Below are 15,325 nucleotides of genomic sequence, written 5' to 3' on the forward strand. Positions count from 1 at the left end.
CTTTACTAATTAATTTTTGTTCGTACAAAAACATATTTCATAAAAAAAGTACACTGGCAGGGCTGGTTGGTGCAAAGTGCAAAAGTCATAATTGGCTTAGGATAGAGCTACATGTTGTAAATTCAATACAGGCACTGCCTTTGCAAGTACCTTTGCAATGAACTTCTTTATAAAAAATATGGTAGGCCCGCGGTGCAAAATGATTGTTGAGCAGGAATTTGAAAAAATCGGGTTAAAATGCATCAATATTGAGTTGGGGAGGGTAACCATTACGGGCGATGCTTCAGCGGCACAAATTATGGAAGCGGGACTCGCTTTATCAAACTACGGCCTGGTGCTGCTGGATAATAAAAAGAATATTTTAGTTGAAAGCATTAAGCGGGTAATCGTGGATATGATTACTTATAGCGACTCGCCCCTTAAAACCAATTTCTCCGACTACCTCAGCACGGAATTAAACTTTGATTATACCTACCTTGCCAATATATTTTCGGATGTGCAGGGCACCACCATCGAACAATTTATCATTTTAAATAAAATCCAGGCGGTTAAACAACTGATCTGGCAGGACGAGCTTACCCTTACCGAAATTTCGTGGAAGCTCCACTACAGCAGCGTGGCGCACCTGTCTGCCCAATTTAAAAAGGTAACCGGCGTAACCCCCTCGCATTTTAAACAAGTTAGTTTTAACGACCAAAAAAGCGCCTGAAAAATATTAGGGCAAACTCGATAAATAGTTGATTTATCCGCCTGATTATAGCGGATTTTGAGACGGTGTCGACATGCATCGCCCGAAGCAATTTCAACAGCACTAAACGGTTCTAAGGACAGTAAACGCCATTTTTCATAGTTCTTCCGACGAAGCGTCCCGATGGAACGCATTTTGTAGTTTTTACGTTCCATCGAAACGTCTGGTCGGTAGCAATAACCATGAAGGTAGTTTCGTTACATCGGAAAGACTGGTGAATTCGACATTCTTTGGGCTGAAGAATATTACGGATTACTTAAAATTAAAAAAGGTACTACAAATCGTTGCCCAGCTAAGTTGTTTTTCTGCCTTTTGCCTTGACCGAAAAATGTGTGAATTATATAACTTTTAGCAAAAGTTATATAACATATCAGCTATAACCCATCCATAGATTTGTACTATCCTGAGATCTGACCCAATAAGACTTCCGGAGGACTTACAATTTACTCTTCAAATATTTATTCATGAAAAAAAGATTTACTCTTATTATGGATAGTGCGCCATTGCCAAGCGGCAAGCACTATCCAAACGTATTTAAGCCCATCGTGGCTACCATCCTGCTGGTTATTGCTTTAGCCGCAGGTTGCAAAAAAGATGACTTTAAAGGCGAAATAAAAGGCAATTGCCCCGTAGTAGTTTCAACCGACCCGGCTGATAAAGCGGTGGACGTTGTTCTTGAAAAAGCAATATCGGTAACGTTTAATACCAATATGTCTGTTGGTACTGTCAACGCTAACACATTTACCATAAAACAGGGCGCGACAGCAGTAGCAGGCAAAATTACCGCATCGGCCGATGCTAAAACGTTTACGTTTACGCCCACCGTACCGCTTTTACCATTTGCGATTTACACCGGCACCATTACAACCGGGGCCACTGATACGCTGCGGACAGCGTTGGTTAGTAATTTTGTGTGGAGCTTTACTACCATCCCGCAGTTAACACTAACTGCAAACCCAACCATTGGCGGCACAGCCACTGGCGAGGGCGTATTTGCCCGCGATACGGTTGCTACCGCAACGGCAACACCCAGCGCGGGCTATGCTTTTGTTAACTGGACAGAAAACGGCACCATAGTTTCAACAAGTTCCAGCTACCAGTTTACTTTAAGTGCCAACCGTGCACTGGTTGCAAACTTTAAGGTGATCCCGCCATCGCAATTTGCAGTAGCGTTATCATCGCTACCGGTTAAAGGCGGAACAACAAGCGGCTCGGGCGCTTACAATGCCGGCACCAAGGTAACGGTAACCGCATCGCCAAGCGCCAAGTACACGTTTATCAACTGGACGGAGAATGGCAACATTGTTTCCGCAAGCTCCAGCTACCAGTTTATTTTAGCTGGCAACCGCAAGCTGATCGCCAATTTTAAGGCTATACCGGCCTCGCAATTTGCGCTTACCATAACTTCAAACCCGGCCGAAGGCGGCTCGACAACAGGTTCGGGTGCTTATAATGCAGGGGCAACGGCAACTATACAGGCAACAGCAAATGCAGGTTACAACTTTACATCATGGAGCGGCGACGCATCGGGTTCAACCAATCCGTTAAATGTTACCATGAGCGCTAATAAAAACATCACGGCAAACTTTACGCTGATAGTGGTGGTGCCACCGCCAAACTTAGGCTCTATAGATATCTTTGGTGCATTTGGCGGCAACGCAGGTGTAACCAACCAGGGGTTGAATACCATTATTAATAACGGCAGTATAGGCACAACAGCCGCATCAACCCTGATAACAGGCTTTCACGATGGCACAACTGCAGATGTGTATACCGAAACACCGCTTAACAAAGGCGACGTAACCGGCCGTATATACACCGCACCACCTGCACCGGGCAACGCTACTTCGTTTGCCATTGCATCGCAGGCGCTTATTGATGCCACCATTGCTTATAACAGTATTTCCCCTGCATCAAAACCAGGAGGTACCGATCCGGGCGCCGGCGAATTAGGCGGACTGACTTTAGCAGCGGGCGTATACAAATCTGCCAGCGGTACATTTAAAATAACCAACGGTGATCTTACCCTCGATGCAAAAGGCGACCCGAATGCAGTATTTATATTCCAGACAGCTGCGGGGCTTACCGTAGGCACCGCCGGTCCGGCAGGAGCAAGGAACGTTAAACTGAAAGGCGGCGCACAAGCTAAAAATGTATTCTGGTATGTAGGCAGCGCAGCTGTAATTAATGGCGCAGGTGGCGGTATCATGACAGGTACCATCATTGCCACAGCAGGCGTTACGTTCTCAACAGCAGGCAATGCTGTGCAAACGGTATTAAATGGCAGGGCTATTTCACTGGTAGCTTCGGTTACCATGGTAAATACCACTATCAATGTGCCACAATAACTAACTGTTGATTTACCTGGTTTATCCCCTTCGGGGGATTTACCTAAACTACAATACTCATCAATTTAAAGAAGATACAACATGTTACCCATAAATAAAATACTACCCAAAGTCATCACCTGTATGCTGATGATTATAATGGCCGGCACCACGGTTAAAGCTCAAACAACGCAGCCCACATGGTGGTTTGGCGCATCTGGCGCTGCAAATTTTAATTTTTACGATGGTACAACCCAACGCTTAACCAGCTCGCTAATAGCGCCCACCGCGTTCCATAAAGGCAAAGGTGTGGCCCCCTATGGGTCGGTGCTGGTTGAATACCGCCCGGTGGGCGTGTGGGGCGTTATGTTAAACGTAGCCTATGACGGCCGCGGCGGCAAATTTGACGGCGTAGTGGCCCCATGCGATTGCCCCGCTACCTTAAAAACAAGCACAAGCTACATTGCTATTGAGCCAAGTTTGCGCTTAAGCGTACCAGCAACCGGCCTGTATTTTTTTACAGGGCCAAGGATTGCATTTAATGCAAGCAGCGGCTTCGACTATACCCAACTGAGGCAGCCAAACACCAGCGCCGAACTGGTTGCAATGCATAAAACCATTATTTCGGGCCAGGTTGGCGCCGGTTACGATATAATGATGTCGTCGGCAAACAGCACTACAAAGGTTAGCCTTTCGCCGTTTGTTTCATTTCATCCCTATTTCGGCCAGGCACCTCGCAGCATCGAAAGCTGGCAGGTTACCACCGTACGCGCCGGTATTGCGCTCAAGTTTGGCAAGGGTTCAAAAGCCAAAGTTAAAGATGTTGTAGCAGCAGTACCACCACCTGCGCCACCGGTACACAGTTTTGTGTTTAACGTGCGTGCACCATTAGCAGTGCCGTTACAGCGCCAGGTAAGCGAAACTTTGCCGCTGCGCAACTCGGTGTTTTTTGATGAAGGGTCCACACAAATTTCTGCAAGGTACGTGATGCTTACACCTGACCAGGCGACCACTTTCAGGGAAGAACAACTGCAGAATGCACAAACCGACAATAACACCGGCCGCTCAGCAAGGCAGTTAAATGTTTATCATAATATTCTTAACATTTTGGGCGACCGTTTAAGGGCAAACCCAAATGCGGTAATTTTACTTACCGGTGCATCGGCCAACGGCCCTAAAGAAGGCAAGGAACTTGCTGAAACAGTAAAACAGTATTTAGTTGCCACGTTCGCAATTGATGGTTCACGAATAGCCGTACAGGGCCGTACCAAACCAGTTATCCCATCAGAACATCCTGGCGGCACCAAAGAACTTACATTGCTCCGTGCTGGCGACCGTCGTGTTGATATAACCAGCGCTTCACCTCAATTATTGGTAGAAGTTGGCGGCGATATGATGAAGCCAGTGCAGATAAACGCCACCCAGGTAAACCCGCTTGACAGCCAGGTAGTATTAAATGTCGATAGCGCTCAACAACTGCTTAAATCGTGGTCGGTTGATGTTACCGATAGCAAAGGCGTTGCCCAGCATTTCGGGCCATATACCAGCGACCAGGCAAGCATACCAGGTGCCACTATTTTAGGCACTAACCCTGATGGCGATTACAAGATAGTGATGACAGGCGAAACCACCACCGGCAAACCGGTTAGAATGGAAAGTACCGTCCACTTAGTACGCCAGGACGGCGCAGTTGTTAAAGGCATACGCTACAGTATATTGTATGATTTTGACAAAGCAAACTCTATAGCATCGTACGACAAATTCTTAACCGATATTGTAGCAGCTTCAATCACCGATGGTTCAACCGTTATTATACACGGCCACACCGATAAAATTGGCGATGTGGACCACAATATGAAGTTATCAAAAGAACGCGCAATGGATGTTCAAAACACCCTGCAACGTGCATTAACCAAAGCCGGTAAAACCAACGTTAAGTTTGAAACCTTAGGTTTTGGCGAGGATGCAGCCAACGCACCGTTTGACAATAACACCACCGAAGAACGCTTTTATAATCGTACGGTTATAATTGATATTGTACCGGTGAAATAGTAAAGCATACAGTTTTTAAAAGGAAGGGCGGCAGAAATGCCGCCTTTTTTTTTGAGCTAAAAAACGCTATAGCCCTACACCGCCCGTTTAAGCATTTTGCTTAAACGCTAACAATTTAAGCGTCCCGCTTAAATCCAAATTAATAAATAATCTTTAACGGACTATTTATGTCAACCTGATTTATCATTTCATGGCGCGTAAAGGTTATAGCCACACACCCCAAAAACATCTATTTATGTAAAACCGGAACGCTTTGTGGATTCGTTAAAAAATAAAACGCCTGATAATCAGTATGTTTCATAGCGTTCCGGGTGTTCCGCGTGTAAAAATGGAACGCTTTGCGGGGTTTCAAGCTGCAAAGTAACATAAAACTTAGCCCCTACATCACCCCCTCAAATTCCCACATCCGCTTCCCATTTTCCCCAATTTCATTACATTTGGCAAAAACCTTTAACATGAACTATTGGCTTGTAAAATCAGAACCACATAAATACAGTTGGGAGAAATTTAACCAGGAGGGCCACACCTTTTGGGATGGCGTTCGCAACTACCAGGCACGCAACAACCTGCGCGAAATGACGGAAGGCGACCTGGTGCTGTTTTACCACAGCAACGAGGGTAAAGAAGTTGTCGGCATAGCCAAAGTAGCCAAAACCGCCTACCAGGACCCCACCACCACAGATCCAAACTGGCTGGTGGTAGACCTTGTACCCTACGAAACCTTGAAGACCCCCGTAACCCTCGAAACCATAAAAGCCGATGAGCGCCTGAAGGATGTGGGCCTGGTTCGCCAGGGTCGCCTGAGCGTAATGGGTATGAAGCGCGAAGAGTTCGACCGGATTGTTGAACTTGGTAGCCGCTAAGCTGATGTATAAGAGCTTACCCGCCGGCTATGCAAAATTGATATTTGCGGCGCTATTGCTGTTTTCGGCAACTGCTGCATTGGCACAGCCGCAGTTTAAGGACCTTGAAAACTTTTTTTCGCTCCCAAAAAGCTACGTGGTGGGCTATACCAAAACCGCCCCTGTTATTGATGGCGATATCACTGATGCCGCCTGGCAGCAGGCCAAATGGACGGATGATTTTGTGGACATTGAGGGTAACCTGAAACCCAACCCGCCGTTAAAAACCAATATCAAAATGCTTTGGGATGATACCTGCCTGTATATTGCCGCGCAAGTTAGCGACCCTAACGTTTGGGCCTACCTTAAAAAGCATGATGACATTGTTTTCCAGGATAATGATGTGGAGGTTTTCATCAACCCCAATAACACCACGCACCAGTATTACGAGATTGAGTGTAATGCCGTTAACACCATTTTTGATTTGTTTTTAAACAAGCCTTACCGCAACCTGGGTTTGCCCATGAGCGCCTGGAATGTAAATGGCATGCGGTCGGCGGTAAAGGTGCAGGGAACACTTAACGACCCGTTGGATATTGATAAGGGCTGGACAATGGAAATGGCCATCCCGTTCAAGGCCATCAGCCTGGGCAACCGCACGCAGGTGCCGCGCGAAGGCACCTTGTGGCGCATCAACTTTTCGCGGGTGGAGTGGGACACCAAAACTGTAAACGGCAAATACGAAAAATTAAAGGATGCCAATGGGCGCAACCTGCCCGAACATAACTGGGTTTGGAGCCCGCAGGGTGTGGTAAATATGCATTACCCCGAGCGCTGGGGTTACCTGCAGTTTACAAAAAATGCCGCCAGCGATGCGAAATTTGCCACTCCTTACGCTGAACTGCAAAAACAATATTTATGGCTGGCTTATTACAGGCAGAAAGCCTTGATTAACCGGCACAACGCCTATGGGCTCACTTTAAAAGAACTGGATATTGACGCCAAAGTTACCATTAACGGCAATAGTAATTTACTGAAGATGGAAGCCAGCCCGCACCAGTTTATGGCGTTTATAACCGATAGTAAAAACAACATAACTTATACCATTGACCAGGATGGGTTTGTAACCATTTTAGCCCCCCCAACACTATGAATAAACGCGATTTTATAAAAGCCGGCCTGCTTGCGGGTGTGGCATCGCAATTGCCTTTAAAAGGTTTGGCTGCTGCTGTTGTGGCCGGTGCTAAGCATAAAAAGATAAAAAACTGGGTTTGGACAAACCCCAACCAAAAAGATACCGACGAGGAATTGACCACCCGTTATATCAGCTATAAAGCCGCCGGCATAACCGGCATCTTGTTCGAGGCGGATAGTGAACGGCATTTCCGCGCTGCAAAAGCCCACGGGTTGGAGGCGCACCGTTGGATATGGACCTTTAACCGTGCCGAGCTGGTAAGCATTCACCCGGACTGGTACAGCAAAAACCGCAACGGCGATTCGTGCGCCGATAAGCCGCCTTATGTAAATTATTACCGCTGGCTTTGCCCGTCGCGCCCCGAGGTACAGCAGTATTTGGAACAACAGGTAACCGATATTTTGGATAAGGATTATATCGACGGCATCCACCTTGATTATGTGCGCTACTGTGATGTGGTACTGCCCGTAAACCTGTGGGCCAATTACAAAATTGAGCAAACCAAAGAACTGCCGGAGTATGATTATTGCTACTGCGAGGTTTGCCGCGCCAAATTTAAGGAGCAGTACGGCACGGAGCTGGCTGATATACAGTTCCCGGAAGCCAGCCTGTCGTGGCGGTTGTTCAGGTACAATAATATCAGCAGGGTGGTAAACAGCCTGTCGAATATTGCCCATCAGCATAAAAAACTAATTACCGCCGCCGTTTTCCCAACGCCCGAAATTGCCCGCCGCAACGTTCGGCAAGACTGGACAAACTGGAAGCTCGACGGCGTTTGCCCCATGATATACCACGGCTTCTACAAAGAAAAAGTAACCTGGATAGGAGATGCCGTTGCTGAAGGTGTCCACTTTTTGGCAGGGGCATTCCCGCTGTATGCTGGTTTGTATTTGTCTGATTTTAAAAACGATGACGAAATAAGGCAAGGTGTGCAGTTAGCATTTAAGAACGGCGCACACGGGGTTTCATTTTTTGGAAATGTAACGCCGGGAGTGTTGGAGATTTTGAGGTCGGAACTGGTTGAGAAACACGCGTAAACTAATGTGCTGATAGCGAGCGTACTATGCAAGCGTGATTGCGAGGAACGAAGCAACCTCTACATAGGACAGTCATGAACCTCAAGTTGATGGTGATCTTGCAGCGGCTGATAGGTCTCCACAAAGATTTTGCTCCTTGATTTGGTTGTGCAGAGGTTGCTTCGTTCCTCGCAATGACGTTTTTTTTAGATTTGGGTGCTACCCGTTATTCTCCCCAAAAAACAGGGCCTTCAACTCCGTAGCATCATCCGGTTTCATTTTACCGCCGAGTATTAAACGCAGCTGGCGGCGGCGCAGGGCGCCTTCAAATAGAACTATTTCGTCGGGTGTTTCGGGTATCAGTTCGGGTACAGGTATGGTGAGGTTGTTTTGGTCTAACGCCACAAAGGTGTAAAAGGCCTCGTTACTCTTGTAACGGTTCCCCGATGGGATATTCTCGGCCCAAACATCAAGCCTCACCTCAACCGAGGTGTTGAACGCCCGGGAAACCTTGGCCTCGATGGTTATCACATCGCCCAGCTTAATAGAATGCTTGAAAGAAACATTATCCACAGATGCCGTTACCACAATGCGGTTGCAATGCTTTTGTGCTGCAATAGCCGCGGCAATATCCATCCAGTGCAGTAAGCGCCCGCCCATTAAATTGTTAAGTGTATTGGTATCATTGGGCAACACCAGCTCATTCATAATGGTGTACGATTCTTTGGGCGATTTTCCTTTCATGGGGCAAAGATAGTGAATGAGGCAAGATTTTGAGAATCAAGAACCAAGAATCAAGAGCCAGGAGAGAATCGCCAATCGCCGTTCTATTTTTCGTCTTGGTTCTTGTCTCTTGACTTTTGACTCTTGTTTTCTTGCCTCTTGATTCTAACCTCTTTTCCCCTTAGCTTTAAGCACTCAAAACCCCAATTCCATTTTATGAAATTCAAATACCTGCGTGTTAGTATAATTACCCCGCTTGCACTTTGCCTGTTGGTGCCGTTTGGTACGCTTGCTCAAAACAAACAATTGTATACTAGCCTGGAAGATGCCCTGCAATCTGCCGGCAAACTATCTGGCAACCCGGGCCCGCAAAGCGTTAACTGGACTGATGGCGGCAATAAATACTCGTTTATCAATAATGATGAGATCCGCTCGATGGATGCACGCACGCAAAAGGATGAGCTGGTATTCACCAACAAAGGGCTGAAGTTGCCGGGCACAAATGAAGATTTTAATTATGAGTCGTTCCAATGGTCGCATGATTCGAAGCATTTGGTTTTTAAAACTAATTTCAGGCCCATTTACCGCAGGTCGGGTATAGCTGATTATTTTATTTATGATATCGGCAGCAAACAATTAAAGCAGGCAGCCAAGGATGCCCGTTCGGCAGAGTTATCGCCAGATGGCTCGAAGGTAGGCATGGAGCGCAATGGCAATATGTTTGTTTACAACTTCGCGACAGCAAAAGAAACGCAGCTAACCAACGACCAAACCGACGAACACGGCACCTTTAACGGCCATTACGATTGGGTTTACGAGGAAGAGTTTGGCCAGGCGCAGGCATGGAACTGGTCGCCGGATAATAAGTACATGGCTTTCTGGCAGTTCGATGAGCGCAAAGTACCCGATTTCCAAATGAGCAACTTTGAAGGCATGCACCCCGAGCAGGTGCATATCTCCATCCCGCAGGTGGGCGACCCAAACCCATCGGTTAAAATTGGTGTTGTTGATGTGGAATCGGGCAAAAAGGTCTGGCTTACGCCCGATGAAACCGGTGATTTTTATATCCCCCGCATTTACTGGACGAGCACGCCTGATGTTATCGCACTAATGACGCTTAACCGCGCTCAAAACCACATGAAGTTGTATTTCTTCAATGTAAAAACAGGCGATCATCATGTGGTGCTGGAAGAGCAGAACAAAACCTGGGTAGCCATATTTAACTTTTATACCAACGTTAATGATATGATCTACTTCCCCGAGAAATCGAAAGAGTTTTTCTGGGTGTCTGACCGTTCGGGGTATTACCATATTTATCGTTACGGTTACGATGGCAAGCAGATAAACCAGGTAACCAGCGGCAATTGGGATATGATAAAGGTTACGGGTATTGATGCGGACGCAAAGAAAATATACTACCTGTCGGCCGAAACCGGCGGGTTGAACCAGGAACTCTGGACGATTAATTTTGACGGCAGTAGCAAGAAAAAGTTGTCGACGGTGAGCGGGTATCATGATATCAATATGTCGCCAAATACTAAATACTTTTTAGATACCTACAGCAACAAAACAACGCCCACGCATGTAGCTCTTGATGATGACAAAGGCAAAGTGCTGAAAATGCTGGAAGATAACCACGCTGTTGATGAATTTGTAAAAACGCATGCTTACTCGCCGCAGGAGCAATTCGAGTTTGCTGCCAGCGATGGTACCCGGCTTGATGGCTATTACATCAAACCTTTTAATTACGACCCGAATAAAAAATACCCACTGGTGATGACCGTTTATGGCGGCCCCGAGTCGCATGATATTTTTGACAATTTTGCAACCGATACCTGGGCGCAGTGGCTGGCACAAAACGGCTACATTGTGGCCAATGTAAACAACCGTGGCATCGCGAATTATGGCAGCGCATTTATGAAATCGGTATACAAGCAACTTGGCAAACTGGAAAGCAGCGACTTTGTCGACCTGGCTAAATTCCTGGTAGGCAAAGGCATAGTTGATCCCAATAACATGGCAATTATGGGCACCAGCTATGGCGGTTTCAGCACAACTTACACATTGCTTACTCATCCCGGTGTGTTTAAAGTGGGCATAGCCAACTCCCCGGTTACCGACTGGCGTTTATATGACGATGTTTACACCGAACGTTACATGGCGCCGTTAAATGAAAATGAGGAAGGCTACAAGACCAGTTCAGTCATCGGCTACGCCAAAAACCTGCAGGACCACTTGTTAGTGATACACTCCATGAGCGATGATAACGTGCACCCGGCCAATACCATGCAGTTGTTAACCGCTTTAACCAATGCCGGTAAAGACGCAGAACTACGTATCTATCCGCCAGGAGCACATGGCGCAGCATACAACTGGGAAAGCTATAAGCTAATACAAAATGTAAGCTTCCAGTTTTTGGAGAAGAATTTGAAAGGGAAAAATGCGGAGGTGAATTTGAACGGGAAGTAATTTGATTTCGGATGTCGGATGTTCGATGTCGGAATTTTTTAAAGGAACCTGAAGGGGTGTCCGTCCGTCCGGTGGAGACGTGTCTGTAGTGGACGGCCGGACACCCGGACTCTCTCAAAATTTGTCATTGCGAGCGAGGAACGAGGGCGGCAACCGCGAAATTTACAGAGCGGGCTGCATAGTTCTACACCGTTCTAGCCGCCCTGTAAAGTTCGCGGTTGCCGCGCTGCGCTCGCAATGACAATGGATTAGAATTTAGTTGTCAACGCAAGCCAATTTTTCCACAAATCCGAAATCGAACATCCGAAATCCGACATTCAGCATTAACTTTGCTATCTTCACTCAAGGAAAAGAATAGACGATGCCCGATTTCTCTCACTTACACGTTCATACCCAATTTTCACTGCTCGACGGTGCTGCCGATATATCCAAACTATACAAAAAAGCAGCTGCCGATGGCATGAAAGCCCTGGCAATTACCGACCATGGCAATATGTTCGGCGTGTTTAAATTTGTGGCCGAGGCGGGTAAACACAACGTGAAACCTATTGTGGGTTGTGAGTTTTACGTGGTTGATGATCGCCATAAAAAACAATTCACCAAAGAGAAAAAGGATAAGCGTTTCCACCAGTTGATGCTGGCTAAAAATCCCGAAGGTTATAAAAACCTGGTGAAATTATGCTCTGCCGGCTACATGGAAGGGTTGTACAGCAAATGGCCGCGTATTGATAAGGAGCTCATATTAAAACATCATAAAGGCCTAATAGCCACTACCTGCTGCCTCGGTGCATCGGTGCCGCAGGCTATTTTACGTGGTACCGAAGAAGAAGCCGAGATCGAATTTAAATGGTGGCTCGACCTTTTTGGCGAAGACTACTACATCGAGATGCAGCGCCACGATATCCCCGAACAAAATACGGTGAATGCGGTACTGATGAAGTTCGCCAAAAAATATAATGTGAAGATGATCTGCTCGAATGATTCGCACTACGTGGATCAGCAGGACTCAAACGCACACGATATTTTGCTTTGCGTAAACACCGGCGATATGCAAAGCACGCCCATAGCTACTGATGAAGAAGGCGGCAAAGGCTATCGCTTCGGTTTCCCTAACGACCAGTTTTATTTTAAAACACAGGCCGAAATGGGTAAGCTGTTCCATGATGTGCCGGAATCGCTTGATAACACCAACGAGATTGTTGATAAGGTGGAGGTTTTAAAGCTTAAACGCGACATCCTGCTGCCCAACTATGTTATCCCCCCTGAATTTAAGATACACGGCGACAGTGTTGCCGATGCGGATACCCTTAACCAGTGGGAATACCTTAAAGATTTAACCTTTAAAGGCGCCAAAGAGCGTTATATCGATATAGATGCCGAAACGGAAGAGCGTATCAACTTTGAGCTGTTTACTATCCGTACCATGGGTTTTGCCGGCTACTTCCTTATCGTTGCCGACTTTATTCGTGCAGGAAGGGATATGGGCGTGTTCATTGGCCCTGGTCGTGGTTCGGCTGCCGGTTCGGTGGTTGCGTATTGCACGGGTATCACTAACATCGACCCGATGAAGTACAACCTCCTGTTCGAGAGGTTTTTGAACCCCGACCGTAAGTCGATGCCCGATATTGATACGGACTTTGATGATGCAGGTCGGCAGAAGGTTATTGACTACGTGGTTGATAAGTACGGTAAAAACCAGGTGGCGCAGATCATTACCTATGGTTCCATGGCTGCGCGTACCAGTATACAGGACGTTGGCCGCGTACTGGATATGCCGCTATCCGAAATGAACGCCATTAAAAAGCTTGTTCCGGATACATTGGGCATCACCCTGAAAGATGCCATTGAACAGGTGCCTGAGTTAAAAGAAATATTAAAAGGTAACGACCTGCGTGCCCAGGTACTGCGCGAAGCTGAAAAGCTGGAAGGATCAGTGCGTAACACAGGTGTGCATGCTGCGGGTATCATCATTGCGCCTTACGATTTAACAGACATTGTTCCTGTTGCGGTAGCAAAAGATAGTGATCTGCTGGTTACCCAGTACGATGGTCGTGTAATTGAGGATGCAGGCGTTATTAAGATGGATTTTTTGGGATTAAAGACCCTTACCATTTTAAAGGATGCCCTGCGGATGATCAAACAGAATCATGGTGTTGTTATCGATATAGATTACATCCCGCTGGACGATAAGGAGACTTTTGAATTGTACCAACGCGGCGATACCAACGGTACCTTCCAGTTTGAAAGTGATGGTATGCAAATGTACCTGCGCGAGCTGAAGCCGGATAAGTTTGAGGATTTAATTGCCATGAACGCGCTTTACCGCCCGGGCCCTATTGAGTACATCCCTAACTTCATCAGCCGTAAGCATGGCCGGGAGCCGATAACGTTTGACTTACCTGACATGGAGGAATACCTGGGCGAAACCTATGGTATTACCGTGTACCAGGAACAGGTGATGCTTTTATCGCAAAAACTGGCAGGCTTCAGCAAGGGCGATGCCGACGTTTTGCGTAAGGCAATGGGTAAGAAGCAGATTGAGATACTGAACAAAATGGAGTCCCAGTTTATGGATGGGGCGGCTACCAAGGGTCACCCCAAAGATAAGCTTACCAAAATTTGGACCGACTGGAAGGCATTTGCCCAGTACGCGTTCAATAAATCGCACTCTACCTGTTATGCGTTTGTGGCCTATCAAACAGCCTATCTTAAAGCGCATTACCCATCCGAATACATGGCGGCGGTTTTAAACAACCAGAACAACATGGAAAAGATCACCTTTTTTATGGAGGAATGCCGCCGCATGGGTGTACAGGTGCTAGGCCCGGATATCAACGAAAGCGATATGGCTTTTGCCGTTAACAGCAAGGGGCAGATCCGTTTTGGGCTAACAGGTGTTAAAGGGGTGGGCGATAAGGCTGTTGAAAGCATCATTGAAGAACGAAACGAGCGCGGCCCTTATAAATCGGTATACGATTTCGCGCAGCGGAGCAATACCCGGAGCGTTAATCGTAAATCGTACGAAAACCTGGTTTATGGCGGTGGCTTTGACGAGTTCGGCTTAAACCGCGCCCAGTTTTTTGCCAAGACGGAAAATGGTGTGTTAACAGGGGTGGAGCGTTTGATAAAATACGCCAACGACTACCAGAACACCCAAAGCAGTTCGCAATCGTCGTTGTTTGGCGGGTCGGTGGCCTCGTATATTCCGGAGCCTGCCATGCCGGAGGCCGAAGAATGGCCGCTGATTGAAAAGTTAAAATACGAGAAGGATGTAATCGGTATTTACCTTACCGGGCACCCGCTTGATAATTACAAGGTGGAGCTGGACCGCTTTTGCAACAGCACGATCAGCGATTTGAAGATGATGCAAAAAGCACGCTCAGGCGAAGGCGGCGAAGAGCTGATGGCACAATTTGCAGCACTGCGCCGCAAGGGGGAAATATGTATTGGCGGCCTGGTAGGCAACGTTCAGCATAAAATGACTAAAACTGGCAAACCGTTCGGCACATTTGTTTTGGAGGATTATAACGAATCGTACGAGTTTGCGCTGTTTGGCGATGATTATGTGAAGTTCCGTAACATGATGATGGACGGATACTTCCTGCACCTGCGGGGCATCATCGAAGAGAAATTCCGTCAGAAAGATAACTGGGATATGAAGATAACAGTAATGAGCCTGCTATCCGAAATGCGGGATAAGCTCACCAAATCGTTAACCGTTTGCCTGGAACTGAATGCCTTAAACAGCCGCCTGTTAAGCGATTTGCAAGGTCTTATAGACACCAACAATCAGAAATACCCGGTTAAAAACTGCACCCTCAAGTTTATGATAAAAGACAGGGAAGAGAACATGCTGGTTGAACTGCCCTCCAAAAACTTTAAAGTAAACCCAAGCGATGATTTAATGGCGGATATTTTTAGCTTGACGAATGTGCAGCCGGTGTTGAATTGAT

The 15,325-nt window shown here is 46.9% G+C and carries 9 protein-coding genes; 8 read left to right on the plus strand and 1 reads right to left on the minus strand.

The window, feature by feature from the left end; translation table 11 throughout:
* Positions 1 to 157 precede the first annotated feature (157 nt).
* The 6 genes from NAF19_RS09915 (at position 158) to NAF19_RS09940 (ending at position 8,201) form a co-directional block, all read left to right on the plus strand.
* A complete protein-coding gene (locus tag NAF19_RS09915) occupies positions 158 to 709 on the plus strand; it encodes a helix-turn-helix domain-containing protein (protein WP_252789888.1) in 552 nt (183 codons plus the stop codon).
* A 503-nt stretch (positions 710 to 1,212) separates the two neighbouring features.
* The gene (locus tag NAF19_RS09920; protein ID WP_252789889.1) at positions 1,213 to 3,096 is read left to right on the plus strand and encodes an ice-binding family protein; all 1,884 of its coding nucleotides are present in this window, start codon (positions 1,213 to 1,215) and stop codon (positions 3,094 to 3,096) included.
* Positions 3,097 to 3,177: 81 nt separating this feature from the next.
* A complete protein-coding gene (locus NAF19_RS09925; protein ID WP_252789890.1) occupies positions 3,178 to 5,127 on the plus strand; it encodes an OmpA family protein in 1,950 nt (649 codons plus the stop codon).
* Between the two features lie 455 nt (positions 5,128 to 5,582).
* Positions 5,583 to 5,990 carry an EVE domain-containing protein gene (locus NAF19_RS09930; protein WP_252789891.1) on the plus strand — a complete coding sequence of 136 codons (408 nt, stop codon included), beginning with the start codon at positions 5,583 to 5,585 and terminating at the stop codon, positions 5,988 to 5,990.
* A gap of 4 nt (positions 5,991 to 5,994) precedes the next feature.
* A complete protein-coding gene (locus NAF19_RS09935) occupies positions 5,995 to 7,122 on the plus strand; it encodes a carbohydrate-binding family 9-like protein (protein ID WP_252789892.1) in 1,128 nt (375 codons plus the stop codon).
* Positions 7,119 to 8,201, plus strand: coding sequence for a family 10 glycosylhydrolase (locus NAF19_RS09940; RefSeq protein WP_252789893.1), 1,083 nt, complete (start codon positions 7,119 to 7,121; stop codon positions 8,199 to 8,201). Before NAF19_RS09935 ends, NAF19_RS09940 begins: the two co-directional genes overlap by 4 nt.
* A gap of 198 nt (positions 8,202 to 8,399) precedes the next feature.
* Here the strand turns inward: NAF19_RS09940 and NAF19_RS09945 are convergent, their stop codons facing one another.
* Positions 8,400 to 8,924 carry an acyl-CoA thioesterase gene (locus NAF19_RS09945; protein WP_252789894.1) on the minus strand — a complete coding sequence of 175 codons (525 nt, stop codon included), beginning with the start codon at positions 8,922 to 8,924 and terminating at the stop codon, positions 8,400 to 8,402.
* A gap of 195 nt (positions 8,925 to 9,119) precedes the next feature.
* Between NAF19_RS09945 and NAF19_RS09950 the strand changes: the two genes are divergently transcribed.
* A complete protein-coding gene (locus NAF19_RS09950) occupies positions 9,120 to 11,372 on the plus strand; it encodes a S9 family peptidase (RefSeq protein WP_252789895.1) in 2,253 nt (750 codons plus the stop codon).
* A 361-nt stretch (positions 11,373 to 11,733) separates the two neighbouring features.
* Complete coding sequence (dnaE, locus tag NAF19_RS09955; protein WP_252789896.1) at positions 11,734 to 15,324, plus strand: DNA polymerase III subunit alpha; 3,591 nt, start codon at positions 11,734 to 11,736, stop codon at positions 15,322 to 15,324.
* Position 15,325 lies beyond the last annotated feature (1 nt).

This window comes from Mucilaginibacter flavidus (genome assembly GCF_024055575.1).
In the GTDB taxonomy this organism is placed as follows: Bacteria; Bacteroidota; Bacteroidia; order Sphingobacteriales; family Sphingobacteriaceae; genus Mucilaginibacter; species Mucilaginibacter flavidus.

Coding starts and splice junctions, on each gene's coding strand:
- NAF19_RS09915 (WP_252789888.1), top strand. CDS start 158: ATGAACTTCTTTATAAAAAATATGGTAGGCCCGCGGTGCAAAATGATT.
- NAF19_RS09945 (WP_252789894.1), bottom strand. CDS start 8,924: ATGAAAGGAAAATCGCCCAAAGAATCGTACACCATTATGAATGAGCTG.
- NAF19_RS09925 (WP_252789890.1), top strand. CDS start 3,178: ATGTTACCCATAAATAAAATACTACCCAAAGTCATCACCTGTATGCTG.
- NAF19_RS09950 (WP_252789895.1), top strand. CDS start 9,120: ATGAAATTCAAATACCTGCGTGTTAGTATAATTACCCCGCTTGCACTT.
- NAF19_RS09930 (WP_252789891.1), top strand. CDS start 5,583: ATGAACTATTGGCTTGTAAAATCAGAACCACATAAATACAGTTGGGAG.
- NAF19_RS09940 (WP_252789893.1), top strand. CDS start 7,119: ATGAATAAACGCGATTTTATAAAAGCCGGCCTGCTTGCGGGTGTGGCA.
- NAF19_RS09935 (WP_252789892.1), top strand. CDS start 5,995: ATGTATAAGAGCTTACCCGCCGGCTATGCAAAATTGATATTTGCGGCG.
- dnaE (WP_252789896.1), top strand. CDS start 11,734: ATGCCCGATTTCTCTCACTTACACGTTCATACCCAATTTTCACTGCTC.
- NAF19_RS09920 (WP_252789889.1), top strand. CDS start 1,213: ATGAAAAAAAGATTTACTCTTATTATGGATAGTGCGCCATTGCCAAGC.